Annotated in this window: 25 protein-coding genes; 16 read left to right on the forward strand and 9 right to left on the reverse strand. The window is 71.9% G+C overall.

Annotated features, from left to right (window positions below):
- Positions 1–100: 100 nt before the first annotated feature.
- The 3 genes from AB0K60_RS17550 (at position 101) to AB0K60_RS17560 (ending at position 3,536) form a co-directional block, all read left to right on the forward strand.
- Positions 101–907, forward strand: coding sequence for an MIP/aquaporin family protein (locus AB0K60_RS17550; protein WP_364055854.1), 807 nt, complete (start codon positions 101–103; stop codon positions 905–907).
- 25 nt (positions 908–932) lie between these two features.
- Complete coding sequence (gene glpK / locus AB0K60_RS17555) at positions 933–2,450, forward strand: glycerol kinase GlpK (protein ID WP_364055247.1); 1,518 nt, start codon at positions 933–935, stop codon at positions 2,448–2,450.
- A gap of 192 nt (positions 2,451–2,642) precedes the next feature.
- Positions 2,643–3,536, forward strand: a complete 894-nt coding sequence (locus tag AB0K60_RS17560; RefSeq protein WP_364055250.1) for a hypothetical protein — start codon at positions 2,643–2,645, stop codon at positions 3,534–3,536.
- Between the two features lie 40 nt (positions 3,537–3,576).
- On the opposite strand, the gene AB0K60_RS17565 is transcribed toward AB0K60_RS17560, so the two are convergent.
- Entirely contained in the window at positions 3,577–4,671 is a 1,095-nt protein-coding gene (locus AB0K60_RS17565; protein WP_364055253.1) for an MFS transporter, read from the reverse strand.
- A 327-nt stretch (positions 4,672–4,998) separates the two neighbouring features.
- Between AB0K60_RS17565 and moaA the strand changes: the two genes are divergently transcribed.
- The gene (gene moaA / locus AB0K60_RS17570; protein ID WP_364055256.1) at positions 4,999–5,988 is read left to right on the forward strand and encodes a GTP 3',8-cyclase MoaA; all 990 of its coding nucleotides are present in this window, start codon (positions 4,999–5,001) and stop codon (positions 5,986–5,988) included.
- An 84-nt stretch (positions 5,989–6,072) separates the two neighbouring features.
- Positions 6,073–6,330: a DUF6457 domain-containing protein gene (locus AB0K60_RS17575; protein WP_364055259.1), complete on the forward strand. Its 258-nt coding sequence runs from the start codon at positions 6,073–6,075 to the stop codon at positions 6,328–6,330.
- Between the two features lie 4 nt (positions 6,331–6,334).
- Here AB0K60_RS17575 and AB0K60_RS17580 read toward each other — a convergent pair whose 3' ends face one another.
- Together AB0K60_RS17580 and AB0K60_RS17585 are read right to left on the reverse strand one after the other, a co-directional pair.
- On the reverse strand, positions 6,335–6,589 hold the full coding sequence (locus tag AB0K60_RS17580; RefSeq protein ID WP_364055262.1) for a hypothetical protein: 255 nt from the start codon (positions 6,587–6,589) through the stop codon (positions 6,335–6,337).
- Entirely contained in the window at positions 6,586–7,530 is a 945-nt protein-coding gene (locus AB0K60_RS17585; RefSeq protein ID WP_364055265.1) for a cyclase family protein, read from the reverse strand. Before AB0K60_RS17585 ends, AB0K60_RS17580 begins: the two co-directional genes overlap by 4 nt.
- A gap of 72 nt (positions 7,531–7,602) precedes the next feature.
- Between AB0K60_RS17585 and AB0K60_RS17590 the strand changes: the two genes are divergently transcribed.
- Positions 7,603–8,562 carry a LysR family transcriptional regulator gene (locus tag AB0K60_RS17590; RefSeq protein WP_364055268.1) on the forward strand — a complete coding sequence of 320 codons (960 nt, stop codon included), beginning with the start codon at positions 7,603–7,605 and terminating at the stop codon, positions 8,560–8,562.
- Positions 8,563–8,878: 316 nt separating this feature from the next.
- Here AB0K60_RS17590 and AB0K60_RS17595 read toward each other — a convergent pair whose 3' ends face one another.
- Positions 8,879–9,202 carry a DUF3099 domain-containing protein gene (locus tag AB0K60_RS17595; protein WP_364055271.1) on the reverse strand — a complete coding sequence of 108 codons (324 nt, stop codon included), beginning with the start codon at positions 9,200–9,202 and terminating at the stop codon, positions 8,879–8,881.
- A gap of 94 nt (positions 9,203–9,296) precedes the next feature.
- Here AB0K60_RS17595 and AB0K60_RS17600 point away from each other — a divergent pair, with 94 nt between their 5' ends.
- Both AB0K60_RS17600 and AB0K60_RS17605 read left to right on the forward strand, forming a co-directional pair.
- A complete protein-coding gene (locus AB0K60_RS17600) occupies positions 9,297–9,509 on the forward strand; it encodes a dodecin (protein ID WP_364055274.1) in 213 nt (70 codons plus the stop codon).
- A 287-nt stretch (positions 9,510–9,796) separates the two neighbouring features.
- The gene (locus tag AB0K60_RS17605) at positions 9,797–10,120 is read left to right on the forward strand and encodes a hypothetical protein (protein WP_364055277.1); all 324 of its coding nucleotides are present in this window, start codon (positions 9,797–9,799) and stop codon (positions 10,118–10,120) included.
- Between the two features lie 163 nt (positions 10,121–10,283).
- Here the strand turns inward: AB0K60_RS17605 and AB0K60_RS17610 are convergent, their stop codons facing one another.
- The gene (locus tag AB0K60_RS17610; protein ID WP_364055280.1) at positions 10,284–11,654 is read right to left on the reverse strand and encodes a metallopeptidase TldD-related protein; all 1,371 of its coding nucleotides are present in this window, start codon (positions 11,652–11,654) and stop codon (positions 10,284–10,286) included.
- Between the two features lie 223 nt (positions 11,655–11,877).
- Positions 11,878–13,380, reverse strand: a complete 1,503-nt coding sequence (locus AB0K60_RS17615; protein WP_364055283.1) for a TldD/PmbA family protein — start codon at positions 13,378–13,380, stop codon at positions 11,878–11,880.
- A gap of 76 nt (positions 13,381–13,456) precedes the next feature.
- Here AB0K60_RS17615 and fabG point away from each other — a divergent pair, with 76 nt between their 5' ends.
- Both fabG and fabI read left to right on the forward strand, forming a co-directional pair.
- On the forward strand, positions 13,457–14,161 hold the full coding sequence (fabG, locus tag AB0K60_RS17620; protein WP_364055286.1) for a 3-oxoacyl-ACP reductase FabG: 705 nt from the start codon (positions 13,457–13,459) through the stop codon (positions 14,159–14,161).
- Position 14,162: 1 nt separating this feature from the next.
- Positions 14,163–14,930 carry an enoyl-ACP reductase FabI gene (gene fabI / locus AB0K60_RS17625; protein WP_364055289.1) on the forward strand — a complete coding sequence of 256 codons (768 nt, stop codon included), beginning with the start codon at positions 14,163–14,165 and terminating at the stop codon, positions 14,928–14,930.
- Between the two features lie 483 nt (positions 14,931–15,413).
- Here the strand turns inward: fabI and AB0K60_RS17630 are convergent, their stop codons facing one another.
- The gene (locus AB0K60_RS17630) at positions 15,414–16,436 is read right to left on the reverse strand and encodes a hypothetical protein (RefSeq protein WP_364055292.1); all 1,023 of its coding nucleotides are present in this window, start codon (positions 16,434–16,436) and stop codon (positions 15,414–15,416) included.
- A gap of 138 nt (positions 16,437–16,574) precedes the next feature.
- Entirely contained in the window at positions 16,575–17,522 is a 948-nt protein-coding gene (locus AB0K60_RS17635) for an aldo/keto reductase (protein WP_364055295.1), read from the reverse strand.
- 119 nt (positions 17,523–17,641) lie between these two features.
- On the opposite strand from AB0K60_RS17635, the gene AB0K60_RS17640 reads away from it, so the two are divergent.
- From AB0K60_RS17640 to mshC, 5 genes are all read left to right on the forward strand, one after another.
- Complete coding sequence (locus tag AB0K60_RS17640) at positions 17,642–18,352, forward strand: histidine phosphatase family protein (RefSeq protein ID WP_364055298.1); 711 nt, start codon at positions 17,642–17,644, stop codon at positions 18,350–18,352.
- Positions 18,353–18,362: 10 nt separating this feature from the next.
- Positions 18,363–18,932 carry a DUF3090 domain-containing protein gene (locus AB0K60_RS17645; protein WP_364055301.1) on the forward strand — a complete coding sequence of 190 codons (570 nt, stop codon included), beginning with the start codon at positions 18,363–18,365 and terminating at the stop codon, positions 18,930–18,932.
- A 7-nt stretch (positions 18,933–18,939) separates the two neighbouring features.
- Entirely contained in the window at positions 18,940–19,716 is a 777-nt protein-coding gene (locus AB0K60_RS17650) for an SCO1664 family protein (RefSeq protein WP_364055304.1), read from the forward strand.
- Between the two features lie 78 nt (positions 19,717–19,794).
- Complete coding sequence (locus AB0K60_RS17655) at positions 19,795–20,574, forward strand: NRDE family protein (protein ID WP_364055307.1); 780 nt, start codon at positions 19,795–19,797, stop codon at positions 20,572–20,574.
- Between the two features lie 89 nt (positions 20,575–20,663).
- On the forward strand, positions 20,664–21,878 hold the full coding sequence (gene mshC / locus AB0K60_RS17660; protein WP_364055310.1) for a cysteine--1-D-myo-inosityl 2-amino-2-deoxy-alpha-D-glucopyranoside ligase: 1,215 nt from the start codon (positions 20,664–20,666) through the stop codon (positions 21,876–21,878).
- 109 nt (positions 21,879–21,987) lie between these two features.
- On the opposite strand, the gene AB0K60_RS17665 is transcribed toward mshC, so the two are convergent.
- Positions 21,988–22,524, reverse strand: coding sequence for a peptide deformylase (locus AB0K60_RS17665; protein WP_364055313.1), 537 nt, complete (start codon positions 22,522–22,524; stop codon positions 21,988–21,990).
- A 256-nt stretch (positions 22,525–22,780) separates the two neighbouring features.
- Here AB0K60_RS17665 and AB0K60_RS17670 point away from each other — a divergent pair, with 256 nt between their 5' ends.
- Complete coding sequence (locus AB0K60_RS17670; RefSeq protein ID WP_364055316.1) at positions 22,781–24,157, forward strand: MFS transporter; 1,377 nt, start codon at positions 22,781–22,783, stop codon at positions 24,155–24,157.
- Positions 24,158–24,283: the final 126 nt, after the last annotated feature.

A 24,283-nucleotide genomic window follows, 5' to 3' on the forward strand; every position in this document is an offset into this window, starting at 1 on the left:
TCGGTGAGGAGGAGACGTGTCCGACGATCAGCGCTCGACCGGCGGGGAGACCTCCGGCATCGGCTCGGGGGCCGCCCCGCGCCGCCTGTGGGACCGGACGATGCTCGGCGAACTCGCCGCCGAGTTCGTCGGGACGATGATCCTGATCCTGTTCGGCGTGGGCGCGGTGGCCCAGGTGATCGCCGGCGGCCTCGGCGACCACGACAGCATCGCCTGGGGCTGGGGCCTCGGCGTCACCCTCGGCGTCTACGTCGCCGCCCGGATGAGCGGCGCCCACATCAACCCGGCGGTGACCGTCGCGCTCGCCGTCTTCAAGGGCTTCCCCTGGCGCAAGGTGCTGCCGTACTCGCTGGCGCAGACCCTCGGCGCCTTCGTCGCCGCCCTGCTCGTGCGGTGGAACTACGCCGAGGTGCTGGCCCAAACCGACCCCGGCCACACGGTCAAGACCCAGATCGTGTTCTCCACCCTGCCCGGCAACGGCGAGCTGCCCGTCGGCACCTGGGGCGCCTTCCGCGACCAGATCATCGGCACGGCGATCCTGCTGCTGCTCGTCCTCGCCCTCACCGACCTGCGCAACTCGCCCCCCGCGGCGAACCTCGCCCCGTTCGTCATCGGCCTGGTCGTGGTGGCGATCGGCATGGCCTGGGGCACCGACGCCGGCTACGCCATCAACCCGGCCCGGGACCTCGGGCCGCGCGTGGCGTCGTGGCTCACCGGCTACTCGACCGCCTGGCGCGACCAGTACGGACAGCTCTACTTCTGGGTGCCGATCGTCGCGCCGGTCATCGGCGGCGTGCTCGGGGCGGGTCTGTACCAGCTCTTCGTCGGCCGCTTCCTGCCGCGGGAGGAGGAACCCGAACCGGGGCGGGTACCCTCCGCCGAGGGCGAGCGCGCCCGCAGCATCTGACCCCGCGTACCAGAGGAGACGACCGATGGCCGACTTCGTCGGAGCAGTCGATCAGGGCACCACCAGCACCCGCTTCATGATCTTCGATCACGGGGGCAACGAGATCGCGCGGCACCAGCTCGAACACCAGCAGATCCTGCCCCGCGCCGGCTGGGTCGAGCACAATCCGGTCGAGATCTGGGAGCGCACCCGCGCGGTCATCGAGACCACCCTGGGCAGGGCCCGGCTCACCCACGCCGACCTGGCCGCGCTCGGCATCACCAACCAGCGCGAGACCACCGTCGTCTGGGACCGGCTCACCGGCAGGCCGTACTACAACGCGATCGTCTGGCAGGACACCCGCACCGACCGCATCGCCTCCGCCCTCGACCGCGACGGCCGCGGCGACGTGATCCGCCGCAGGGCCGGGCTGCCGCCGGCGACGTACTTCTCCGGCGGCAAGATCCAGTGGATCCTGGAGAACGTCGAGGAGGTGCGCCGGGCCGCGGAGGAGGGGCGGGCGCTGTTCGGCACCACCGACACCTGGCTGCTGTGGAACCTCACCGGCGGGGTGGACGGCGGCGTGCACGTCACCGACCCGACCAACGCCAGCCGCACCATGCTGATGGACCTGGAGACCCTCGACTGGGACGACGAGCTGCTGTCGTTCTTCGGCATCCCCCGGTCGATGCTGCCCGAGATCCAGCCCTCCTCCAACCCGTCCCTGTACGGCGTCACGCGTCCGGGCGGCCCCCTCGGCGGCGAGGTGCCGCTCGCCGGGGACCTCGGCGACCAGCAGGCGGCGACCGTGGGCCAGGTGTGCTTCGCGCCGGGCGAGGCCAAGAACACCTACGGCACCGGCAACTTCCTGCTGCTCAACACCGGCGACGAGCCGGTCCGATCGCGCAGCGGGCTGCTCACCACCGTCTGCTACCGCTTCGGCGACGACAAGCCCGTGTACGCCCTGGAGGGATCGATCGCCGTCACCGGCTCGGCCGTCCAGTGGCTGCGCGACCAGCTCGGCATCATCTCCAGCGCGCCGCAGAGCGAGATCCTCGCCCGCCAGGCCGACGACAACGGCGGCGTCTACTTCGTGCCGGCGTTCTCCGGCCTGTTCGCCCCGTACTGGCGCAGCGACGCGCGCGGCGCGATCGTCGGACTGTCCCGCTTCAACACCGCCGCGCACATCGCTCGGGCCACCCTGGAGGCGATCTGCTACCAGTCCCGGGACGTGGTGGAGGCGATGCGCGAGGACTCCGGCGTCACCCTCGACGTGCTGCGCGTGGACGGCGGCGTCACCGCCAACGAGCTGTGCATGCAACTCCAGGCCGACATCCTCGGCGTGCCGGTGTCCCGGCCCGTCGTGGCCGAGACCACCGCCCTGGGCGCCGCCTACGCCGCCGGGCTCGCCGTCGGGTTCTGGCGCTCCACCGACGACCTCAAGCGGAACTGGAACGAGGACCGGCGCTGGACCCCGACCTGGAGCGACGAGCGGCGCGAGGAGGGCTACGCGGGCTGGAAGAAGGCCGTCACCCGCACGCTCGACTGGGTCGACGTCGACTAGACGTCGATTGGCGACGGCCGGCGCGCGACGGGCGTCGGCGAATGATTAATTTTCAACCATTCTCCTCGTGGTGCCGATGGTGTCCGCTACGATCTCGGTTTGTCAAGAATGATCACTATTTGGCAGAAGCGAGACATGTCGGCTACTGAGGGTGATGGTGAGGTTCGGGTGCGCGGAAGGCGCCACGTCGACGTGAACCCGGAAATCAGCACGAGACCGGACACGGCAGGGATCCCCGCGGTCGCCGACGGCGGTGACGGCGGTGACGGCGGGAGCGTCGTCAGCCTGCTCGAACGCGCCGGATCGGTCGTGGTGCCGATCGCCGTCGGTCTGTACGCGCTGCTGTACTTCGGCGTCGAGCAGGTCTACGGGGCGTTCAACGTCACGCCGGAGCAGGTCGGCATCGACCAGGCCACCATGTTCGGCCGGCTGATGGCCACGATCATCCTGGGCGTTCTGGCGGGCGCGCTGCTTGTCGGCGTCGTCGTCGGGATCGCGTGGCTGATCGATAAGATCACCCTGGGCTACGCCGGCCGGGGGGTCCGCTACATACGGCAACGCCCCTGGCTTGCGGCGGCGGTGGGCGCGGTGTGGTGCGGCGCGACCTACTGGGGATTCCTCGGCTACCTGGGCGCGGATGCGGCCTCCAACGCGCTGCGGACCGTGCTCGTCGCGACGATCATCGGCGTGCTCGCCTTCCTCGTGCCGTTCCGGCTGCTGCGCCGCCGCCCGGTGGGCCGGGCCGGGATGAAGATCGCGGTCGGCGCGCTCACCGGCATCGGACTCGGCTTCCTTTTGGTGGGCCACATGGAGGACTCCGCGGTGCGGGTCGCCAAGACGGGAGAGGAGAGCTTCACGCTGTCCCTGCTCGGATTCCAGGACCAGTGGGTGATCCCCTTCGAGAACGAGAGCGGCAAGCCGCTGCGCGACGGCGGGAAGGTCATGCTGCTGGGGGAGGCCGACGGCGTTTACACCTTCTACGACTGCCGGGCCGCGGAGACGTTCCGGGTCCCGGCCGAGGCGACCGGCATCAAGGCGATCAGCCTCCAGCCCGACGCGAAGGAGCGCGTCTGCGCGGCCCGGTGACCGGCCGCGCCGCCCGCAGCCCCCGGCGATCGGGAGGCGGTCAGAAGCGGCCGAGCCGGTGGGCCAGCGCCAGCAGCAGGTACGGCACCGCGGCCACGGCGATCAGCGGTCCCGGCCCCGCCCACGCCGAGCCCAGCCCGTAGGAGGCGTAGGCGGTCACGGCGGCCACGTCGGAGGCGAACCCGGCCATCGAGGAGACCGTCGCCCGGGAGTCGTCGCCGATGCGCTCCTGCAGCCGGGCCTCGGCCGACGCGATCGCCCACCGCAAGACCCCGAAGGCGGCGGCGACGAGCACCATCGCCGCCGGCGTCCCGGCGAGCGCCCCCGCCGCCAGGCACAGCGCCGCCACGGCGAGGGCCGCCGCCTCCCACCGCGAGCCGCGCCCGGCCAGCCAGCCGCCCACCGCCTCCCCCGCGGTGATCAGCAGGATCACCAGCGGCACCGCGGCCTCCGCGACCCCCGTGGACAGCGCCAGCAAAGGGAGGTACTCGTCCACGGAGGTGACGCCCATGAGCACCGACACGTACACCAGGGCCCGCCGTACCGGCGGCGTGCGCCGCACCTCGGCGAGGCCCGCGCGCAGCGTCCGGAGGTAGGAGCCGACCGCCGTCCGCCCGTCCTCCCCGCCGCCGCCCTCCCCGTCGTTGCGGTCGCGCGACTCCGGGAACGACCGGCCTATCGCGGCGGCGACCAGCATGGTGGCCACGCTCGCCGCGCCCAGGGCCGGATAGCCGCCCACGGCCAGAACCGGCGCCGCCACCGCCGTCGCCAGCAGGAAGGCGGTCGTGCGCACCGCCGTGGCCCTGCCCATCACCCGCGCGTACGACCCGGCCGCCCCGGCGCGGTCCAGCTCCTCGTAGACCAGCGCCTCCAGCGACCCCGACACCAGGGCGCCGCCGATCCCCCACAGCACGAACCCCGCGGCGAAGGCCGGATACGAGGGGAACGCCACCCACAGCGCGAACCCCGCTCCGGTCACCAGCGGCCCGGCGGCGATCAGCCGGCGGCGCGAGAACACGTCCGCCCACACCCCGGACGGCAGCTCCGCCGCGAACGAGGTCACCGACCACACGATGAACAGCGAGGAGATCTCCGCCGCCGACAGCCCGGTGGTGGTGAACAGCACCGCGTACACCGGATACAGCAGGACGAATTCCTCGAAGAACGCGTAGGCGTAGAGCCTGCGCGCGATTCCGGCTCCGGATGAGGATCAATGTCGCCACGTCACGCCTTGGACACTACCCGCGAGGCGGGCGGAGCGCACCCGGGTTTTCTCCTGACCGGAATCACGGAGTCTTATGGACGGTTGGCCCTGGTGATGCCGGGGTGATGCCGGTTATCTCCTTGTCGGTGACGTGTGGTGGGATTCGGCTGTGACGATGTTCGTGAGCCGCCGAAATTCGCCCTCGCCGGAGGGCTGGCCTAAGCTGCCTCTTATAAGTGGACTCAGGAGGGGACGCCGGTGCTGAAGGACTCATTCGGCCGGGTGGCGACGGATCTGCGCGTCTCCCTCACCGACCGGTGCAACCTGCGCTGCTCGTACTGCATGCCGCCGGAGGGGCTGCAGTGGCTGCCCAAGCCCGAGCTGCTCACCGCCGACGAGATCATGCGGCTGGTGACCATCGGGGTCGAGCGGCTGGGCATCACCGAGGTCCGCTACACCGGCGGCGAACCCCTGCTGCGCCGCGAACTCGTCGAGATCGTCCAGCGGACCGCCGCGCTCACGCCACGCCCCCAGGTGTCCCTCACCACCAACGGCATCGGCCTGGAACGGCTCGCCGCCCCGCTGGCCGAGGCCGGGCTCGACCGCGTCAACGTCTCCCTCGACACGCTCGACCGCGACGTCTTCATCCGCCTCGCCCATCGGGACCGGCTCGCCGACGTCCTGTCCGGTCTTGAGGCCGCCCACCGGGCCGGGCTGGCGCCGGTGAAGGTCAACACGGTGCTCATGCGCGGCGTCAACGACCACGAGGCCGCCGCGCTGCTGCGCTACGGGATGAAGCACGGCTACCAGCAGCGCTTCATCGAGCAGATGCCGCTCGACGCCCAGCACGGCTGGAAGCGCGAGGACATGGTGACCGCCGACGAGATCCTGGCCATGCTCGGCAAGGAGTTCGACCTCACCCCGGCCGACCCCCGGGAGCGCGGCAGCGCCCCGGCCGAGCTGTTCCTGGTGGACGGCGGCCCGTACAGGGTCGGCGTGATCGGCTCGGTGACCCGGCCCTTCTGCGGCGCCTGCGACCGCGTCCGCCTCACCGCCGACGGCCAGATCCGCAACTGCCTGTTCGCCCGCGAGGAGTCCGACCTGCGTACGGCGCTGCGCTCGGGCGCGTCCGACGAGGAGCTCGCCGAGCGCTGGAAGGCGGCGGTACGCGGCAAGCGCCCCGGCCACGGCATCGACGATCCGACGTTCCTCCAGCCCTCCCGGCCGATGTCGGCCATCGGCGGCTGAGTGAGGACTGAGTGAGGCCGCGACCCGGCACCGGCGATAATGATCGACAATTACTGCCAACCAGCGACGAGCAACGGAGCCGCCGTGAACGTGCTTGAGGAGTGGACCGCCCTGGTCTGCAAGGAACTCGGCATCGACCCCGCCCGCCTGGACCGCGACGCGATCCTCGGCGTCACCAAGGACGTCGCCCACGGCGTCGCCCGCCCGGCCGCGCCCCTCACCGCCTACCTGCTGGGCCTCGCCCAAGGCGCGGGGACCGCGCCGCAGGACGCGGCCGCGCGTCTGTCGGCCCTGGCCGCGAACTGGGGCAAGGCCACCGAGGAGACGATGAAGGACGCCTGAGCGCCTAGGCTTCGGGCGCGCGGAGCCGGGCCCGGGTCAGGGCGATGAGGCCGATGGCGATCCAGGCGATGTTGAGGATCGCCGAGGGCCAGGCCTGGTGATAGCCGGAGTTGGCGGTGAGCGCGACCGCGCCGAGCAGGTTGAGCCCCTGGAAGGCCGGGCCGTCCGCGGGGATCCGGTTGGCGGAGGCGAGCGCGTAGGCGGCCAGCAGCACGCCGGCGCCGGCCCAGCCGACGACGTCGATCAGGATCTCGATCACGCCTCACCGTCCGCGGGACCGCACAGGGCGTAGGCGCGTACGGGGAAGCTTCCCATGCCCACGACCGGCGGCGGCACGGCGTGGAAGCGGAAGCCGCTCGGCGGCAGCGCGTCGAGGCCGCGCAGGTGTTCCACGATCGGGACGCCCGCGGCGAGCAGGGTGGTGTGCGCGGGGCGGGTTCCGTCGGCGGTGTCGTCGATGTTGACCGAGTCGATGCCGACCAGGGCGGCGCCCTGCTCGGCGAGCCAGGCGGCCGCGTCCCTGGTCAGGTACGGGTGGCCGACGCCGTACCGCTCGGTGCCGAAGTGCCGGTCCCAGCCGGTGTGGATGAGCACGGCCCGGCCGGCGACGTCATGGGGGAGCAGCGCGGGCCGGTCGATCGCCCGCGCCGAGGCGCCGGTGACCCGGACCACGACGCCGTCGAGATCGGTCAGCCGGTCGAGGGGGAGGGCCGCGAGATCGACGCCCTCGGCGAACCGGTGGAAGGGGCTGTCGACGTAGGTGCCGGTGTTGGCGACCATGCTGATGCGGCCGATGCTGAACTCGGTGCCCGGCGCGTAGCCGGCGCGGGAGTCCTGCCGGGTCAGATGCTCGCCGATCACGGGTCCCGGCAGTCCCGGATAGGTGATCATGCCGTCGCGGATCGGGTGGCTGAGGTCGATCGCACGCACGCCGGAGGCGCCCTTTGGAGCGTGCCAGGCCCCCTCCTCCGTGGTCCGCCGGGAGCCCTTGTGCGGCTCACGGATGCGCCGTTTGCCTGATATATGCACCTTGTCGACCATGAGCAGGCCCAGGTGCCGGATGAACAGGTCGGCGAGTTCGTCGTCGTCGATGTCGGCGCGGGGGATGTCCAGCCGGAAATCGCGTACGCGCAGGTCGCCGCCGTTGCCGAAGGTGACCTCGGCGTCGAGGCCGACCCGCCACTGAACGTTGTCGTCCATACCGTCAATGATCAGTGCAACCAAGCTGAAGGACAATCGAGATTTTTTGAAGCAGCGCTACAGTATGCCTTCATGGAACTTGATCCACGGCGCCTGCGCGTCCTGCGGGCCGTCGCCCTGCGCGGCGGCGTGGTGGACGCGGCGCGACTGCTGCACCTGACCCCCTCGGCGGTCTCCCAGCAGCTTCACCTGCTCGAACACGAGGTGGGGGTGCCGCTGGTGGATCGCAGCCGCCGCAGGGTGGGGCTCACCGCCGCAGGGAAACTGCTGGTCGCCCGCGCCGAGCGGATCGAGCAGGAACTGGTTGAGGCGCGCCGCGAGCTCGCCGAGCTGAGCGGCCGGGTGAGCGGCCCGGTGGTGATCGCGGGCTTCCTGACCGCGATCGTGCATCTGCTGATTCCGGCGTTGCGCGCGATGTCCGGCACCCACCCCGAGCTGCGGCCCCGGATCCTTGAGATGGAGGGCCCCGAGGCGCTGCGCGAGCTGCGCACCGGCGGCGTCGATCTCGTGGTCGCCGAGCACGACGTGGACGGGCCGGACCCGAGCCCGGACCATCCCGACCTGTTCGCCGAGGCGGTGGCCGACGACGAGTACCGCATCGTCATCCCGGCCGCCTGGACCGCGTCGCACCATTCGATCCGCGACCTGGCCACCCGGCCCTGGGTCGCCGCCCCCTCCGACACCGCCTGCGGACGCGCCCTGGACCGGCTCGCCACGGCGTACGCGTTCACCCCGGACCGCGCCCATGTGTGCGTGGAGTTCCCCGTGGTCCTCGCCCTGGTGGCGGCCGGGTTCGGGGCCGCGATCCTGCCCACCCTGGCCCTGGGCACGGGCGCGCCGGAGGGGACCGCGGCCCTGAGCGCGCCCGTCCCCGGGCGGCGCCGCATCACCGCGCTGCGCCGGGTGTCGCGCTCGGGCCCGGAGCCGGTCGCCGGCGCCCTCGTGGCCGAACTGCGCGCCGCCGCCGTCCAACTCGGCCTCGCGGCCGACCGGCACACCACCGGTACGACCCGCGGTGGCGCGGGCGTGTGACGGCGTGGGCGTGTGAAAGCGGGTGTGTGACGGCGCGGGGAGCGGCGGTGCGGATTCGGCGATCGAAAGCCGGAGAAGACGGAGAGGCGGGCAGGCGGAAAGCCGATGCGAAGTCAGGGCAAACGGGAAGTCGGGGCGGATGGAAAGCCGGAGGAAAGGAAAGGCGGCGCCGGGTGGTTACGGGGGCAAACCACCCGGCGCCGCTTCATCGGTGTTCCGACGGGGGCCCGGAACACCGGCACCAGCGCTCCGACGGGGGACCAGAGCGCTTGGCTAAACTGTACACCTCCCACCCATGGGATGCGTCAAGAGTTAGTCACGACCCGATCTCGCGTCGATGGCGTGGTATCTCGTTTTGGTTAGCTTCAACCTCGTCCATGGCCGAAAGGTCGGGCGAATTACCCTGCTCGCGTCCGGCGTTGGCACCGATCACGGCAATGTATGGCAAAAATACCGCGGCGGCGACGAGCAGCGCCTTGACCGGCCAGGGGGCGTTCACGACGACGGCGAGGATGAGGCAGATCGTCCGGATGCCCATCTGGATCAGATACCGCTTCTCTCTGCGCCCGATGTCCTCGGACAACGAGGGTTTCGCATCCGTGACCTGGTGGACGACCCGACGACGGCGCCATGACTTCACGTATCCACCGTAAACGTATGGCGGTGTGCTCGATCCCTGCCCCTCACCCGGTGATCCGGTGGCGTACGATCGCGGCTCGGAACAAGGAGGCACGATGACAGATCGGACGTATCGCGTAACCGAGATCGTCGGAACGTCGCCGGAGAGCATGGAGCAGGCCATCCGCAACGGCATCCGCCGCGCGGCCCAGACCCTGCGGCACCTGGACTGGTTCGAGGTCACCGAGGTCCGCGGCCAGATCGTCGACGGCGACGTGGCGCACTTCCAGGTCGGCATGAAGGTCGGCTTCCGGCTGGAGGACGCCTGACCGGCCGCACCGGGACGCCCGGCGGAACGCGGGCCCGCGGAGAACCGGGAACGCCGGGGCCGGTCCGGGACACGCGTCGAGGGAAGCCTGACAACATGATTCCGGCGGGCGACAATCGAACCGTCACCTCTCCGCACCGGAGGGAGCGGCTTCCCGCGTTCCCGGCCCGGCCGGGGCAGGCGACGGTCAGGCCCTGCCCGTCGCGAGCGACACAAGCAAATGAGGGAGGCGATTCCCCTGCCAGGTGAATCCAGCGGTCCCCTCGCCAGATTGGATGGGCGGTGCGCATGAGCGAGTACCGGACCGGCGACACTGCGGAGTTCGGCGGCTGGATCACCATGTACGAAGGCGTCGGGCTCGATCCGCAACGCATCCACGACGGCATGGCGGAGCTGGCCGCCCAGGCCGACGTCCAGGCCGAGCGGTTGCCCGAGCAGCTTCGCGAGGACGTCGAGGCCATCCTGGAGGAGATCGAGGAGGGCCGCGGGCGGTCCCGAGAGGTCAGCCGCCGCCTGATCAGGATCCGCCGGGCAGCCGACCCCGCCACCCCGCTCGCCCCCCTCGGCAGAGCGGCCGAGGCCCTCCTGGCCGCCCTCGGCCTCGGCACCTGACGTCACAATCGCCGGCCGTGCCGTGCAATGCGGCCTGGCCTGGCGCCGGCGGCGCGTGGCGTCACCGTCGTCGCGTCGTCGCGGCCGAGCGGCGCCCGGGAGGCCACGCCGTGCCTCATGAGGCGCCGCTCGCCGCACTGCGGCCGTGCGACCCGGCCGCGCGTCAGCTCGCCTGGCTGACGGTGGACATGTTGAAGTCCGGGACGCGGATCGGCGGCATGATCGTGCGGGTGAAGTAGTCGTTCCACTCGCGCGGGAGCGTGTGGCCGCCGCCGCCGACCTCGGTGAGGCGGCCCAGCAGGTCCACCGGGCTCTCGTTGAAGCGGAAGTTGTTCACCTCGCCGACCACCTCGCCGTCCTCGATCAGGTAGACCCCGTCCCGGGTGAGGCCGGTGAGCAGGAGCGTCTGCGGATCCACCTCGCGGATGTACCACAGGCAGGTGAGCAGCAGGCCGCGCCGCGTCGCGGCGACCATGTCCTCCAGGGAGCGCCCGCCGGCCGGGCCCTCCATGATGAGGTTGTCGATCGCCGGGGTGACCGGCAGGCCGGTCAGCTCGGCCGAGTGGCGGGTCTGGCGCAGGGCGGTCAGACGCCCCTCGGAGATCCACTCGGTGCGGTCCATCGCCAGCCCGTTGTCGAACACCGACTGCTCCCGGCCGGAGGCGTGTGCGACCACGAACGGCGCGCACTCGATGCCCGCGGCGGCGGGGTCGCTGTACAGGGTCAGCGGCGTGCTCGACAGCGTCTCGCCGACGCGGGTGCCGCCGCCCGGCTTGGAGAACACCGAGCGGCCGTCGAAGGCGTCGCGGGCGCCCGCCGACCAGTACAGGTAGATCATCAAGTCGGCCACGGCCGTCGGCGGCAGCAGCGTCTCGTACCGGCCCGCCGGCAGCTCCACCCGGTTCTTCGCCCAGGCCAGCCGCTGGTCGAGGACGGCGTCGAGCGCGGCCACGTCCACGTCGGTGAAGTCGCGGGTGGCCACGCCCGCCCACGCCGAACGCGTCATGTCGGGCGACTTGGCGTTGAGCTCAAGACGCCCGGTGGGCTGGTCGTGCCGCAGCCGCAGCCCCTTGGACGAGCCGAGGAAGGTCGTGGTGAGGATGTGCTCGGCGAAGCCGTACAGGCGGCGGCCGCCCGCCTCGGCCGCGGCGAAGGTGTCGCCGAGCGCGGCGGCGAAGTCGCGGAACACCTCGATCGAGGTGGGCTCGGCGGGATCGTCCCAGCCGGGCCCGGCCCCGGCGCCGTCGATGAGCGGCCGGGCGTCCTCGGCGGGCGCGGCGTCACGGGCGGCGGCGTCGGCGGCGGCGACCACGTCGGCGATCTGGTCGTCGCGTACGGCGGCGCGGGAGACCACGCCGACGCCCGGCCCGGCGATGGAGATCACCGTGAGCCGGGAGGAGCGGGCCACGCCGTTGGTCGTGAGCGTGTTTCCGGCGAAGCGCAGATTGGCGGTGGAGGTCTCGTCGGCGATCACCACGCAATCGTCCGACCGGGACAGCTCAAGCGCCCGCTCCACCATCTCCTGCGGTCTCATCGAACCTCCAAAGCGCGGAGACCCGCGCCGATGGGCGTGGGAAGGGAACCAACCGGGGCGCGGAGCGCCCGCGAAGCGGGAGGATCCGGCACGTGCGCGCGGGCCGCTGCGGGCCTCGACCCGGCGGAGCCCGACCGAACGAAACCCGGACGAACGATACCCGGCCTAACGAAACCCGGACGAACCAAACCCGGCCGGGGCGAGCCCGACCGTGGGAAGCGGATCAATTCCCGCCCTCCTGAACCGTGTTGAGGACGCGGACGCCGCGGAACAGGGCGGCAGGGCAGCCGTGGCTCACCGGGGCCACCTGCCCCGGCTGGCCCTTGCCGCAGTTGAAGGCGCCGCCGAGCACGTACGTCTCGGGACCGCCGACGGCCTCCATCGAGCGCCAGAAGTCGGTCGTGGTGGCCTGGTAGGCGACGTCGCGCAGCTGCCCGTCGAGGCGGCCGTCGCGGATTCGGTAGAACCGCTGCCCGGTGAACTGGAAGTTGTAGCGCTGCATGTCGATCGACCAGCTCTTGTCGCCCACGATGTAGATGCCGCGCTCCACCCCGGAGATCATTTCATCGACCGACGGGCCGCCCTGCGCGGGCTGCAGTGACACGTTCGCCATGCGCTGGATGGGCATGTGCCCGGGGGAGTCCGCGAACGCGCACCCGTTCGACCGGCCGAACCCCTTCAGCAGGGCCATGCGCCGGTCGAGCTGGTAGCCGGTGAGCACGCCGTCGCGCACGATGTCGAACGACTGCCCGGCCACGCCCTCGTCGTCCCAGCCGATCGTGGCCAGGCCGTGCTCGGCGGTGCGGTCGCCGGTCACGTTCATGATCGGCGAGCCGTACACCAGCTCGCCGAGCTTGTCGAAGGTGGCGAACGAGGTGCCCGCGTAGGCGGCCTCGTAGCCGAGCGCCCGGTCCAGCTCGGTGGCGTGCCCGATCGACTCGTGGATCGTGAGCCACAGGTTGGACGGGTGGATCACCAGGTCGTACTCCCCGGCCTCGACCGACGGCGCGGCGAGCTTCTCGGCGAGGTACTCGGGGACGCGCTCGAGCTCGGCGGGGAAGTCCCAGCCGGTGCCGGTGAGGTACTCGTACCCGCGCCCGGCGGGCGGGGCGAGCGTGCGCATGTCGTCGAAGCGGCCGTCGTCGGTGACCTTCATCGCGGTCAGCGCGGGGTGCAGCCGCACCCGCTGCTGGGTGGTGGTCGTGCCCGCCGTGTCGGCGTAGAACTTCTGCTCCTTGACCTGCATCAGCGACGCCTGCACGTGGTCCACCCGGTCGTCGGCGAGCAGCCGGGACGACCACTCGGCGAGCAGCTCGGTCTTGTCCTTGAGCGGCACGCCGAACGGATCCACCTCGTACGCCGACACCCAGGTGACGTCGGCGTACACGGGCTCGGGGGCCAGCTCGACCGGCTCCCGGTTCACCGGCGCGCTCACCGCGGCCACCCGCACCGCCTGCTCGGCGGTCGCCGCAGCGGCCTCGGGCGTCAGCTCGATGCCCGCGGCGAAGCCCCACGTGCCGTCCACGATCACCCGTACGGCGTAGCCGAGGTCGTCGGCGTCCATGGACCCTTCGAGCCGGGCGTCGAACAGCCGCAACGTCTCGGCGCGTATCCGTTCCATGCGGAAGTCGGCGTGCTGCGCGCCGAGGTCGCGGGCGCGCTGGAGGGCTGCGTCGGCGAGCCGCCGCAGCGGCAGCGCGAGGAAGTCGGAGTCGATCTGGCGCATGTCCACGATCCTAACCCTGTGATCTTGTCCGGGCCGGACAAGGTGGTTACCGGAAAGTAGCCGATACCGTCGGTACATGCCTCGTTCAGTTCTCATCACCGGCGGCAATCGCGGCATCGGTCTGGCGATCGCCCGCGAGTTGTCGGCAGCCGGGGACGCCGTCGCCGTGACCTACCGCTCCGGGGAGCCCCCGGAGGGGCTGTTCGGCATCCGATGCGACGTGACCAGCGCCGCCGACGTCGATGCCGCCTTCGAGAAGGCCGAGGCCGAGCACGGCCCGGTGGAGGTCGTCATCGCCAACGCGGGCATCACCAAGGACACGTTGCTGGCGATGATGAAGGAGGAGACCTTCACCGAGGTCATCGACACCAACCTGACCGGGGCCTACCGGGTGGTCAAGCGCGCCACCCGCGGCATGCTGCGCATGCGGCGGGGCCGCATCGTGCTGATCTCCTCGGTGGTGGCGATGCTCGGCTCGGCGGGGCAGACGAACTACGCCGCGTCCAAGGCGGGGCTGATCGGCTTCGCCCGCTCGCTCGCCCGGGAGCTCGGGTCGCGCGGCATCACGGTCAACGTGGTGGCGCCGGGGTTCGTCGAGACCGACATGACCGCCGAGCTCGACCCGGCGCACATGGAAGAGATACGCAAGCGCATCCCGCTGGGGCGGCAGGCGACGGCGGCGGAGATCGCGCGAGTGGTCAGGTTCTGCGTGAGCGAGGACGCCGCCTACATCACCGGGGCCGTCATCCCGGTGGACGGCGGCCTGGGAATGGGGCATTGAGATGGGACTTCTCGACGGCAAGAGACTTCTGATCACCGGCGTGCTCACCGAGGCGTCGTTCGCGTTCTCGGTGGCCAGGCTGGCCCAGGAGCAGGGCGCACGCGTCGTGCTCACCGGCTACGGCCGCCTGAGCCTGGTCGAGCGCATCGCCAAGCGGCTCCCCGAGCCGCCCCCGGTGATCGAGCTGGACGTGACCGACCAGGACCATCTCGACACCCTCGCCGACCGCACCGCCGAGCACCTCGACGGCCTCGACGGCGTGGTGCACTCGATCGCGTTCGCCCCGCAGAGCGCCCTCGGCGGCAACTTCCTCAACACCACCTGGGAGGACGTGGCCACCGCCGTCCAGGTGTCCACGTTCTCGTACAAGTCCCTGGCGGTCGCCTGCCTGCCGCTGATGAAGGACGGCGGCGGCTCGATCGTCGGCCTCGACTTCGACGCCACCAAGGCCTGGCCCGTCTACGACTGGATGGGCGTCGCCAAGGCCGGCCTGGAGTCCGCCAACCGCTACCTCGCCCGTCACCTCGGCCCGCACGGCATCCGCGTCAACCTCGTCGCCGCCGGCCCGGTCAAGACGATGGCCGCCCGCAGCATCCCCGGCTTCGAGGAGTTCGAGGAGATGTGGACCGCCCGCGCCCCCCTCGGCTGGGACCTGGCCGACCCCGTCCCCGCCGCCAAGGCCTGCGTGGCCCTGCTGTCCGACTGGTTCCCCGCCACCACCGGCGAGATCGTCCACGTCGACGGCGGCGTCCACGCGATGGGCTCGTGAGGCGGGGCCAACCGTCCCGACCTCAGGCCCCATCTCGGGATCGGCACAGCACGGAAGTGACGATCTCCGGCGCCGACGCGGCGTCCTGCCAGGACGGCCCGCAGACGCCGGACCGTCCGGACGCGGCAGCATCGTCCCCCGACCGCGCAGAACCACGTTGACGCGCATCAGGCGCTCCGCCTCCGGCGGCGGCACACGCCGCGCCCCGGCGCAGCGCCTTGGACTGGGCGCAGCGGCCTTGGACCTGGGCGTGGCACCCGCCGTACCCGCGTGCCGACCCGGGGCTGCCTCGCTCAGGCGCGGCGGCCTCCGACTTGGGCGTGGCACCCGCCGTACCCGCGTGCCGACCTGGGGTCGCCTCGCTCAGGCGCGGCGGCCTCCGACTTGGGCGTGGCACCCGCCGTACCCGCGTGCCGACCCGGGGCTGTCTCGCTCAGGCGGCCCTTGGTGCCGCTCGCGGCCGCACGCGGGGCGCGCGGCGCTTTAGGCGAGGCGGTGGCCGCGGGCGCCGGTGGGTTCCAGGGGGATGGTCGCGTGCTGTTCCTGGCGGGCGCGCCGGGTCGAGACGACGCGGGCGGCCAGGACCGCCGACAGCAGCAGCGCCGCGGTGAGCGTCGTCCCCAGCACGTCGTCGTACGGCTTGCGCGGCGTGAGCGCCGTGGGGCGGACCGTCTGCTTGATCGGCGGCACCGAGGGGCCCGGCCAGAGCAACTGGAGGTCGGCCTTGTCCACGTCGGCGCGGCGCGGCTCCGCGAGCGACGACCGCTCGTCGTCCTTCCCGCCGGCCGAGGAGTCCTCGCCGTCGCCCGCCGTTCGGCCGGGGGCGGTCCCGATGGCGGCCGCGTCGCCCTGCCGGCGATCGCCCGTGCCGCCGCCTTCGCCCTTTTCGCCCGAAGGGTGGTCGCCCGCAGGCTCGTCCTCGTCCGTGCCGGGCCGACGCCCGTCGCCTGCGCCCGAGCCGCCGTCGCTTCCGGCTCCCGCCTCGCCGTTCCCCGTACCGTCTTTTCCGACCCCGCCCTTGCCGCACGCGGCCGACGTGGCGGGACAGGAGCCGGTGCCGCCGCTGCCCCGGCTTCCGCCGGATCCCCCCCGCGGCGCGGCCGGGGCCCCGGCGGACGGGGTGGACGCCGTGGACGGATTGGACGCCACGGCCTCGGCGGCCTTCCCGGCCGCGTCGCTCACCATCCCCGAGGCCGCCTCACCGGCCTCCTCCACGGCGTTCCCGGCGGCGTCGCCGGCGATGCCCCCGGTCGCCCTCCCGACGGCCTTCCCGGCGGCGTCCACGCCGCCTCCCAGGGCCTCGCCGACCCCGCTGACCGTGTCGGAGAGACCGCCCACCACCTTGCACAGCCCTTTGGTAACCCCGGACAGCAGGCCCGTCCCCCCACAGGCCTCACGCGGCGCGGCGGCGGAGGCGGCCGCCGGCGCCGCCAGCCATATCCCTCCACCGAGAGCCAGCGCGAGCAGACCGGCCGAGATCGCGGACGTATGACGTCCGGGTCCCATGAATCGCCTCCATGCCGTTTTGTCCCGCACGTCTGCGGGTCCGCCTCCCCATCCCCGAGGTCAGTGTTTGCCCACCTGCCGACGGTTTCTGGAGCAAGACGGCTATCGGTATGGATGTGTAATACGTGAGATGGACTCTTATTCGGCGCTGGAGACGTCGTCCAGCGCCTGGCGGATCTCCTGCGGGAGGGTGAGCTCCTCGGCCTCCAGCACGCCGGTCAGTTGCGCGTGCGTGCGGGCTCCGACGATCACGGCGGAGACGCCCGGCTGGTCGCGCACCCACGCCAGCGCCACCGCCAGCGGCGAGACGCCCAGCCCTTCGGCCGCCGTGGTGACCGACTCGACGATCCTGCGGCTGCGTTCGCCCAAATAGGGGCGGACGAATTCGGCGAAATGCGGGGTGGCCGCCCGCGAGTCGGCGGGGATGCCCGTGCGGTACTTGCCGGTCAGCACCCCCCGCCCCAGCGGCGACCCGGCCAGCACCCCGGCCCCCACGTGCTCGGCCGCGGGCAGCAGCTCGCGCTCGGCCTCCCGGGCCAGCAGCGAGTACTCGGTCTGCGCCGACACGATCGGCGCCCGCCCCGCCACCGCCTGCTGCCAGACCGCCGCCGCCGCGAGCTGCCACCCGGTGTAGTTGCAGACCCCCGCGTACGCCGTGCGCCCGGAGGAGACGGCGGTATCCACGGCGGCGAGCGTCTCCTCCAGCGGCACCTCGGGATCGAAGGCGTGCAACTGCCACAGGTCGACGTCGTCGAGCCCCAGCCGCTCCAGGGACGCGTCCAGCGCGGAGATCAGATGGCGGCGCGAGGCGTTGCGCGAGCGCGGCCCGTCCGGCGTCAGCACGGCCTTGGTGGCCAGCACCAGATCCGCGCGCGGCACCAGGTCGTGGATCAGCCGCCCCAGCAGCAGCTCGGCGTCGCCGCCGCCGTACACGTCGGCGGTGTCGATCAGCGTGCCCCCCGCGTCGACGAACGCCGTGATCTGGGCGGATGCCTCCTCGACGCCGGTGTCCCGCCCCCAGGTCATCGTGCCGAGCCCGATGCGGGACACAGATAGACCGCTACGCCCGACAAAACGCTGATCCATGGTCGGCCCAGAGTACTAGAGAGGCATCGGCCGGGTCTGCAGACCTACGACGTCCGCCGCGGGCCGGGCCGAAGCCTCGCCCGCACTAGTGATCGCGGGGGAGGCATAAGCTGTCTGTCGTGACGACGCTCCTGTTGGTACGGCACGGCCTGACCGATATGACCGGTCCGGTGCTCGCCGGGTGGACGCCGGGCGTACATCTGAGCGAACGAGGACGCGCGCAGGCCGAGGACCTGGCCGGGCGGCTGCGGGATCTCCCCCTCGACGCGATCGTGACCAGTCCGCTGGAGCGCTGCCGGGAGACCGCGGCGGCGGTGACCGAGGGGCGCGGCCTCGAGGCGGCGGTGGACGACCGGTTCGGCGAGTGCGGCTACGGGGAGTGGACCGGCCGAAAACTGGAGGAGCTGGCCAAGGAGCCGCTGTGGCGGGTGGTGCAGGCGCATCCGAGCGCGGCGACGTTCCCCGGCGGGGAGTCGATGACCGCGATGCAGCACCGAGCGGTCGCCGCCGTGCGCGACTGGAACGCCCGCCTCGGCGAGAAGGCGGTGTATCTGGTCTGCAGCCACGGGGACGTGATCAAGGCGATCGTCGCCGACGCGCTGGGGCTGCACCTGGACCAGTTCCAGCGCATCACCGCCGACCCCGCCTCGCTCACCGTGATTCGCTACACCCCCTTGCGTCCCTTCCTCATCAGGATGAACGACGTCGGCGGAGAAATCGGAAATATCATCCCAGTGGAGTCCCCAAACGAGGGTTCGGTGGACCAAGATGGGGGAGGAAACCTCACCGAGAGCGATGCCGCGGTCGGCGGCGGAGCCGGGACCACGTAAGGTCTGGGTTATGCCGGTCTTCGACTACGATCCGCCAGACAGGTTCGTGGCCGGTGCCGTTGGGCAACCGGGCTCACGCGCCTTCTTCCTGCAGGCCCGCGCCGCGGGCCGGATCACCACCGTCGGCTTGGAGAAGTTCCAGGTGGCCGTGCTCGCCGACCGGCTCGACGAGCTCCTCGACGAGGTGCTCCGCAGAAGCGGCGGGCGTGCCCCCGTGCCCGCGATGGCCCCCGCCGAGCTGGCCGACAAGGCCCCCCTGGACCTCCCCATCGACGAGGACTTCCGCGTCGGCACGATGGCGCTGGCCTGGGACCCCGAGACCTCCCAGGTCGTCATCGAGGCCCAGGAGGTCACCGAGGACGACGAGGACGACGAGGAGGGCCTCGCCGACGACGACCGCCCCGAGCCCGCCGTCCTGCGCGTACGGCTCAGCCCCGGCCAGGCCCGCGCGTTCACCAAGCGGGCGCTGGAGATCGTCGCCGCCGGCCGTCCGCCCTGCCCGCTGTGCGGCCAGCCCCTCGACGCCGAGGGGCACATCTGCGTGCGACTGAACGGTCACCGTCCCCAGGAGATCCGGTGAGTGCCCGGTGAGCGCAGAAAGCGACCCCACGCTGAGTTTCCCCTCCGGCCCGAGCTCGGGGAGCACCGAGCTCGACGACGCCGCAGCCATGCGCCTGCTCCGCGAGGGCACCCTGGAGGTGGCCGGCCGCCTGGTCGAGGCGACCAACATGACGCTTTACTGCGGCATCCGGCTCGGCGACACCGTCGCGGCGTGCGTGTACAAGCCGGTGCGCGGCGAGCGCCCGCTGTGGGACTTCCCCGACGGCACGCTCGCGGCCCGCGAGGTCGCCGCCTACGAGGTGTCCGCCGCGACCGGGTGGCGGATCGTGCCCCCGACCGTCTACCGCGACGGCCCCTTCGGCATGGGCATGGTCCAGCTCTGGATCGACAGCGACGCCGAGATCGACCTGATGTCGCTGATGCGCAGCCGCAATCCGGCCCTGCGCCGCCTGGCCGTGTTCGACGCGATCGTCAACAACGCCGACCGCAAGGGCGGGCACCTGCTGCCGCTGTCCGACGGGCACGTGTACGGCGTGGACCACGGCGTCTGCTTCTCCACCGAGGACAAGCTGCGCACCGTGCTGTGGCAGTGGCAGGGCAAGCCGCTGCCCCGGGACGCGGTGAAGGTCCTGGTCCGGATCGAGCAGGAGATGGAGCGCGGCCGTCTCGGCCGCCGCCTGCGCGAACTGCTCACCCACGCCGAGGTCGAGGCGACCTGGGACCGGGTCCGCCGCCTCCTCGACACCGGCATCCACCCTTTCCCATCGGAGGACTGGCCCGCGATCCCCTGGCCGCCCATCTGACCCGCGCCTGCTTCGCTCCAGAGGGACAGGTCTACTCTTCGGGAGTGACCATCTCTACCAAATCTGGAGGGAACGGGCGTGTGTACGGTTGTCCTCGGTTTCGCCCCGGAAGCGGACATACCACTCATGCTGGTGGGCGTCCGCGACGAGTTCGCCGGGCGCGCGTGGCTCCCCCCGGACCGGCACTGGCCTGACCATCCCGGCGTGATCGGCGGGCTCGACCTGCTGGCCGGCGGCACCTGGCTGGCCGTCGATCCCGCCCTGCCCCGGGCCGCGGCCCTGCTGAACGGGCGCGGCGCCCCCGCGCCCGAGGACCGGCGCCGCTCGCGGGGCGAACTGCCGCTGCTCGCCGTACGGGCCGGTGACCTGCCCGACCGGGACCCCGCCCACTACGACCCCTTTCACCTGGTGCTCGCCGAGCCCACCGGCGTACGGCTGTGGCACTGGGACGGCGAGGTGCTGACGGAGGACAAGCTCCCCGAGGGCGTCCACATCATCGTGAACAGCGGCTGGGAGCGCGGCGACGAGAACGAGCGCGTCGCCCACTTCCGCCCTCTTTTCAGCGCCGCCTGGCCCGTCGGCTCGGGCCCACGCCCGGCCGCGCTTCGAGAGGATGACGCGGAGCGCCGGTGGCGCCGGTGGCGGGATCTCGCGTCGGGGGAGGGGATCCCGGTCGACGACCCCCGGGCGCTCGTGGTCCGCCACGATCTCGGCGAGCGGGGCGTCTGGGGAACGTCCTCGATCACCCTGCTGGCCCTCGCGCCGGGCGGCGTGCGCTACGACTTCTGCCCCCGGCCCGACGACCCCTCGACCTGGTACCCCGTGCTCGGCGAGGACCCGGCCGCCGCGATGCCCTGAACCGGAACGCGTGGTGTGCGAGGGGAGGGCGTGAAAACGGACACCCCGGGGTGATCCGAACCGACCAGGGCGGATATAGGCTCTGGCATATGCGTTCGTGGTCCGCGCCCAAGCTTCCTCACCTGCCCGGAGCAGGTCGTCGCCTGCGGTTGTTCGACACCGCCGCCCGAGAGACCCGCCCGGTCGGCCCCGGAGAGGGGGAGGCCCGCATGTACGTCTGCGGCGTCACCCCCTACGACGCCACCCACCTCGGTCACGCCAACACCTACGTGACGTTCGACCTGGTGAACCGCGTGTGGCGGGACGCCGGACATCCGGTCCACTACGTGCAGAACGCCACCGACGTGGACGATCCACTGCTTGAGCGTGCCGAGCGGGACGGCGTCGACTGGCGCGACCTCGCCGCGGGCGAGACCGACAAGTACCGGGCGGACATGGCGGCGCTGCGGGTCATCCCGCCGCGGGAGTACGTCGCCGTCACCGAGGTGATCGACCAGATCGCCGAGCTGGTCGTCCGGCTCAGGGAGAAGGGCGCGGCCTACGACCTCGACGGCGACGTGTACTTCTCGGTGGCCGCCGCGCCGAAGTTCGGCGCGGTGTCCGGATACTCCGAGGCCGAGATGCTGGACCTGTTCGCCGAGCGCGGCGGCGACCCGGACCGCCCCGGCAAGCGCAACCGGCTCGACTGGCTGCTGTGGCGCGCCGAGCGCCCCGGCGAGCCGTCCTGGCCCTCGCCGCTCGGCCCCGGCCGCCCCGGCTGGCACATCGAGTGCACCGCGATCGCCCTGAACAACCTCGGCCCCGGGTTCGACCTGATGGGCGGCGGCAGCGATCTGATCTTCCCGCACCACGAGATGGGCGCGAGCGAGGGGCACGTCGCCACGGGGGAGTGGCCGTTCGCCAAGGGCGTCGCGCACAGCGGCATGGTCGCCCTCGACGGGGAGAAGATGTCCAAGTCGCGGGGCAACCTGGTGTTCGTCTCCGCGCTGCGCAACGATCTCGACCCGATGGCGATCCGCCTCGCGCTGCTGTCCCACCACTACCGCGCCGACTGGGAGTGGACCCCCGCCCTCGGCCGCGCCGCCACCGAGCGCCTGGAGCGCTGGCGTGCCGCCGTCGCCCGCGACCGGGGGCCGGACGCCCTGCCGTCGCTCGCGCAGGTCCGCGACCGCCTCGCCGACGACCTCGACACGGTCGCCGCCCTGGCCGCCGTCGACGCCTGGGCCGCCGCCGACGGCGACGATCCGGACGCCCCCGCGCTCGTCCGCGACCTCGTCGACGCCCTGCTCGGCATCGCCCTGTAGCAAAACGTTCTGTAAGCGATCATCGCGTCGCCCTGATCGACGCAGAGTGATCGCGTGCGGGGCGGGCGTGTTACGGCCACGAGTATCGGGCCGCCCGCCCCGGCGTCCGTTACGGGGATTCGTTCCCGGCGGTCGCGCGGGACTCGGCGAACGCCGTCAGGAAGCGCCGCCGCTCCTCCTCGGGGAGGCGGTCGACGAACAGGACGCCGTCGAGGTGGTCGACCTCGTGCTGCAGGACGCGGGCCAGGGTGCCGATCGCCCGGATGGTCTGCGGCTTGCCGTACATGTCCCGGCCACGCGCCACCACCGAGAAGGCACGTTCCAACGGAAACCACAGCCCGGGCGCCGACAGGCAGGCCTCGTCGGCGGTGACCCGGCGGTCGGCGAGTTCGAGCCTGGGGTTCACCAGGTGGCCGCTTCGGCCGTCCACGTCGAAGGCGACCACGCGAAGCGGGACGCCGACCTGCGGGGCGGCCAGCCCGGCGCGCCCCACCCCCGCGCGCATCAGGTGATGCAGGGATTTCACCAGGTCGCGGACGGATCGGTCGAACGTCACCACCGGTTCGCACACCGATCGCAGCACCGGATCGTCGAACAGCCGGATCCGATGCCTGGCGCCTGCGGTTCCCTCGCCCCTTGTGGCCAACCCCACTCCCCGAAGCCGTGACGACACTGGAAGAGCTTCCCCGCCCCTCCGGACACCAACCGTATCGTCACGCCGCCCCGCCCCGCGATCTTGGCGGTGTTTCGGCCGTGTTGCCCAGGTGAAACGTGTGGATTGCGTGTTACGCCGGTGCGTTACATGTAACCGGCGCACGGTCACGATGCGTCAAGGTGCGTAACCACCTCCTCCTAGCTTCGGTAACCGAACAGGCCGAGAAGCCACACTCGCGGGAGGAACGATGACGGTGGCCGACGTGGCCCGGACCGGCGACGGGAAGGGACCGACCAAGGGGCGCTGGATCAGCGACTGGCGCCCGGACGACCCCGCATTCTGGGAGACCACCGGCAAGAAGGTCGCCCGCCGCAACCTGATCTTCTCCATCCTCGCCGAGCACCTGGGCTTCACCCTGTGGACGGTGTGGAGCATCGTCGCGGTCAAGCTCAGCGCCTACGAGTTCTCCACCGACCAGCTCTTCTGGATCGTCGCGCTGCCCAACCTCGTCGGCTCGGCCCTGCGCCTGCCGTACACGTTCGCCCCGGCCAAGTTCGGCGGGCGGAACTGGACCACGGTGAGCGCGGCGCTGCTGCTGATCCCCGCGGTGCTGCTCGCGGTGGCGGTGAGCAACCCCGGCACGCCGTACTGGCTGTTCCTGGTGATCGCGGTGACGGCGGGGTTCGGCGGCGGCAACTTCGCCTCCAGCATGGCCAACATCACCTACTTCTACCCCGAGAAGCGGCAGGGCTGGGCGCTCGGCCTCAACGCCGCCGGGGGCAACATCGGCGTCAGCTCCGTGCAGCTCGTCATGCCGCTGGTGATCGCCGGGTTCGGCCTGGCGGCGGCCGGGCTGTTCTGGGTGCCGTTCATCATCGCCGCCACGGTCTGCGCCTGGCTGTTCATGGACAACCTCACCACCGCCAAGGCCGACCCGCGCGAGCAGATGCGGGTGGCCGGCAAGGCGCAGACGTGGATCATGTCCTTCCTCTACATCGGCACCTTCGGGTCGTTCATCGGCTACACCACCGCCTTCCCGCTGCTGATCAACAGCCAGTTCCCGGAGTACGGCGGCCTGGTCGGCCTGGCCTTCCTCGGCGCGCTCGTCGGCTCCCTGGTACGGCCGCTCGGCGGGCTGCTGTCGGACCGCATGGGCGGCGCGCGGGTGACGCTGTGGAACTTCGCCGCGATGATCGGCGCGGTCGCGCTCGTCGGCGCCGGCCTCAACGCCCACAACGTCTGGCTGTTCTTCGGCGCCTACATGCTGCTCGTCACCACCACCGGCGTCGGTAACGGCTCCACCTACCGCATGATCCCCGCGATCTTCCGGGCGAAGGCCGTCGAGGGCGTCTCCCCGGCCGACGAGAAGGCGTACGCGGCGGCGCTGCTGACCGGCAAGCGCAACAGCTCGGCCGCGATCGGCATCATCTCGGCGATCGGCGCCTTCGGCGGATTCTTCATCAACCGCGGCTTCGGCACCTCGATCGCCGCCACCGGCGGGGCGAGCGCCGCCCTGATCGCCTTCGCCGCCTTCTACGCCATCTGCTTCGCCGTCACCTGGTGGTGCTACCTGCGTACCGTCGGCGTGCGGTTCGCCCCCAGCCTCGCCGCCGCACGGGTCTGACCCCGGCGGCGCCGAAACGACCCCATATCCGACCCCACCACCCAGCCTCACCACCCAGCCCCGGCGGGCCGTACGGCCCACCGGGGCGTCGGCGAGCCGGTGGAAACCCGATCGGCGCAGGCCACC

Source organism: Thermopolyspora sp. NPDC052614 (genome assembly GCF_040678635.1).
GTDB lineage: Bacteria > Actinomycetota > Actinomycetes > Streptosporangiales > Streptosporangiaceae > Thermopolyspora.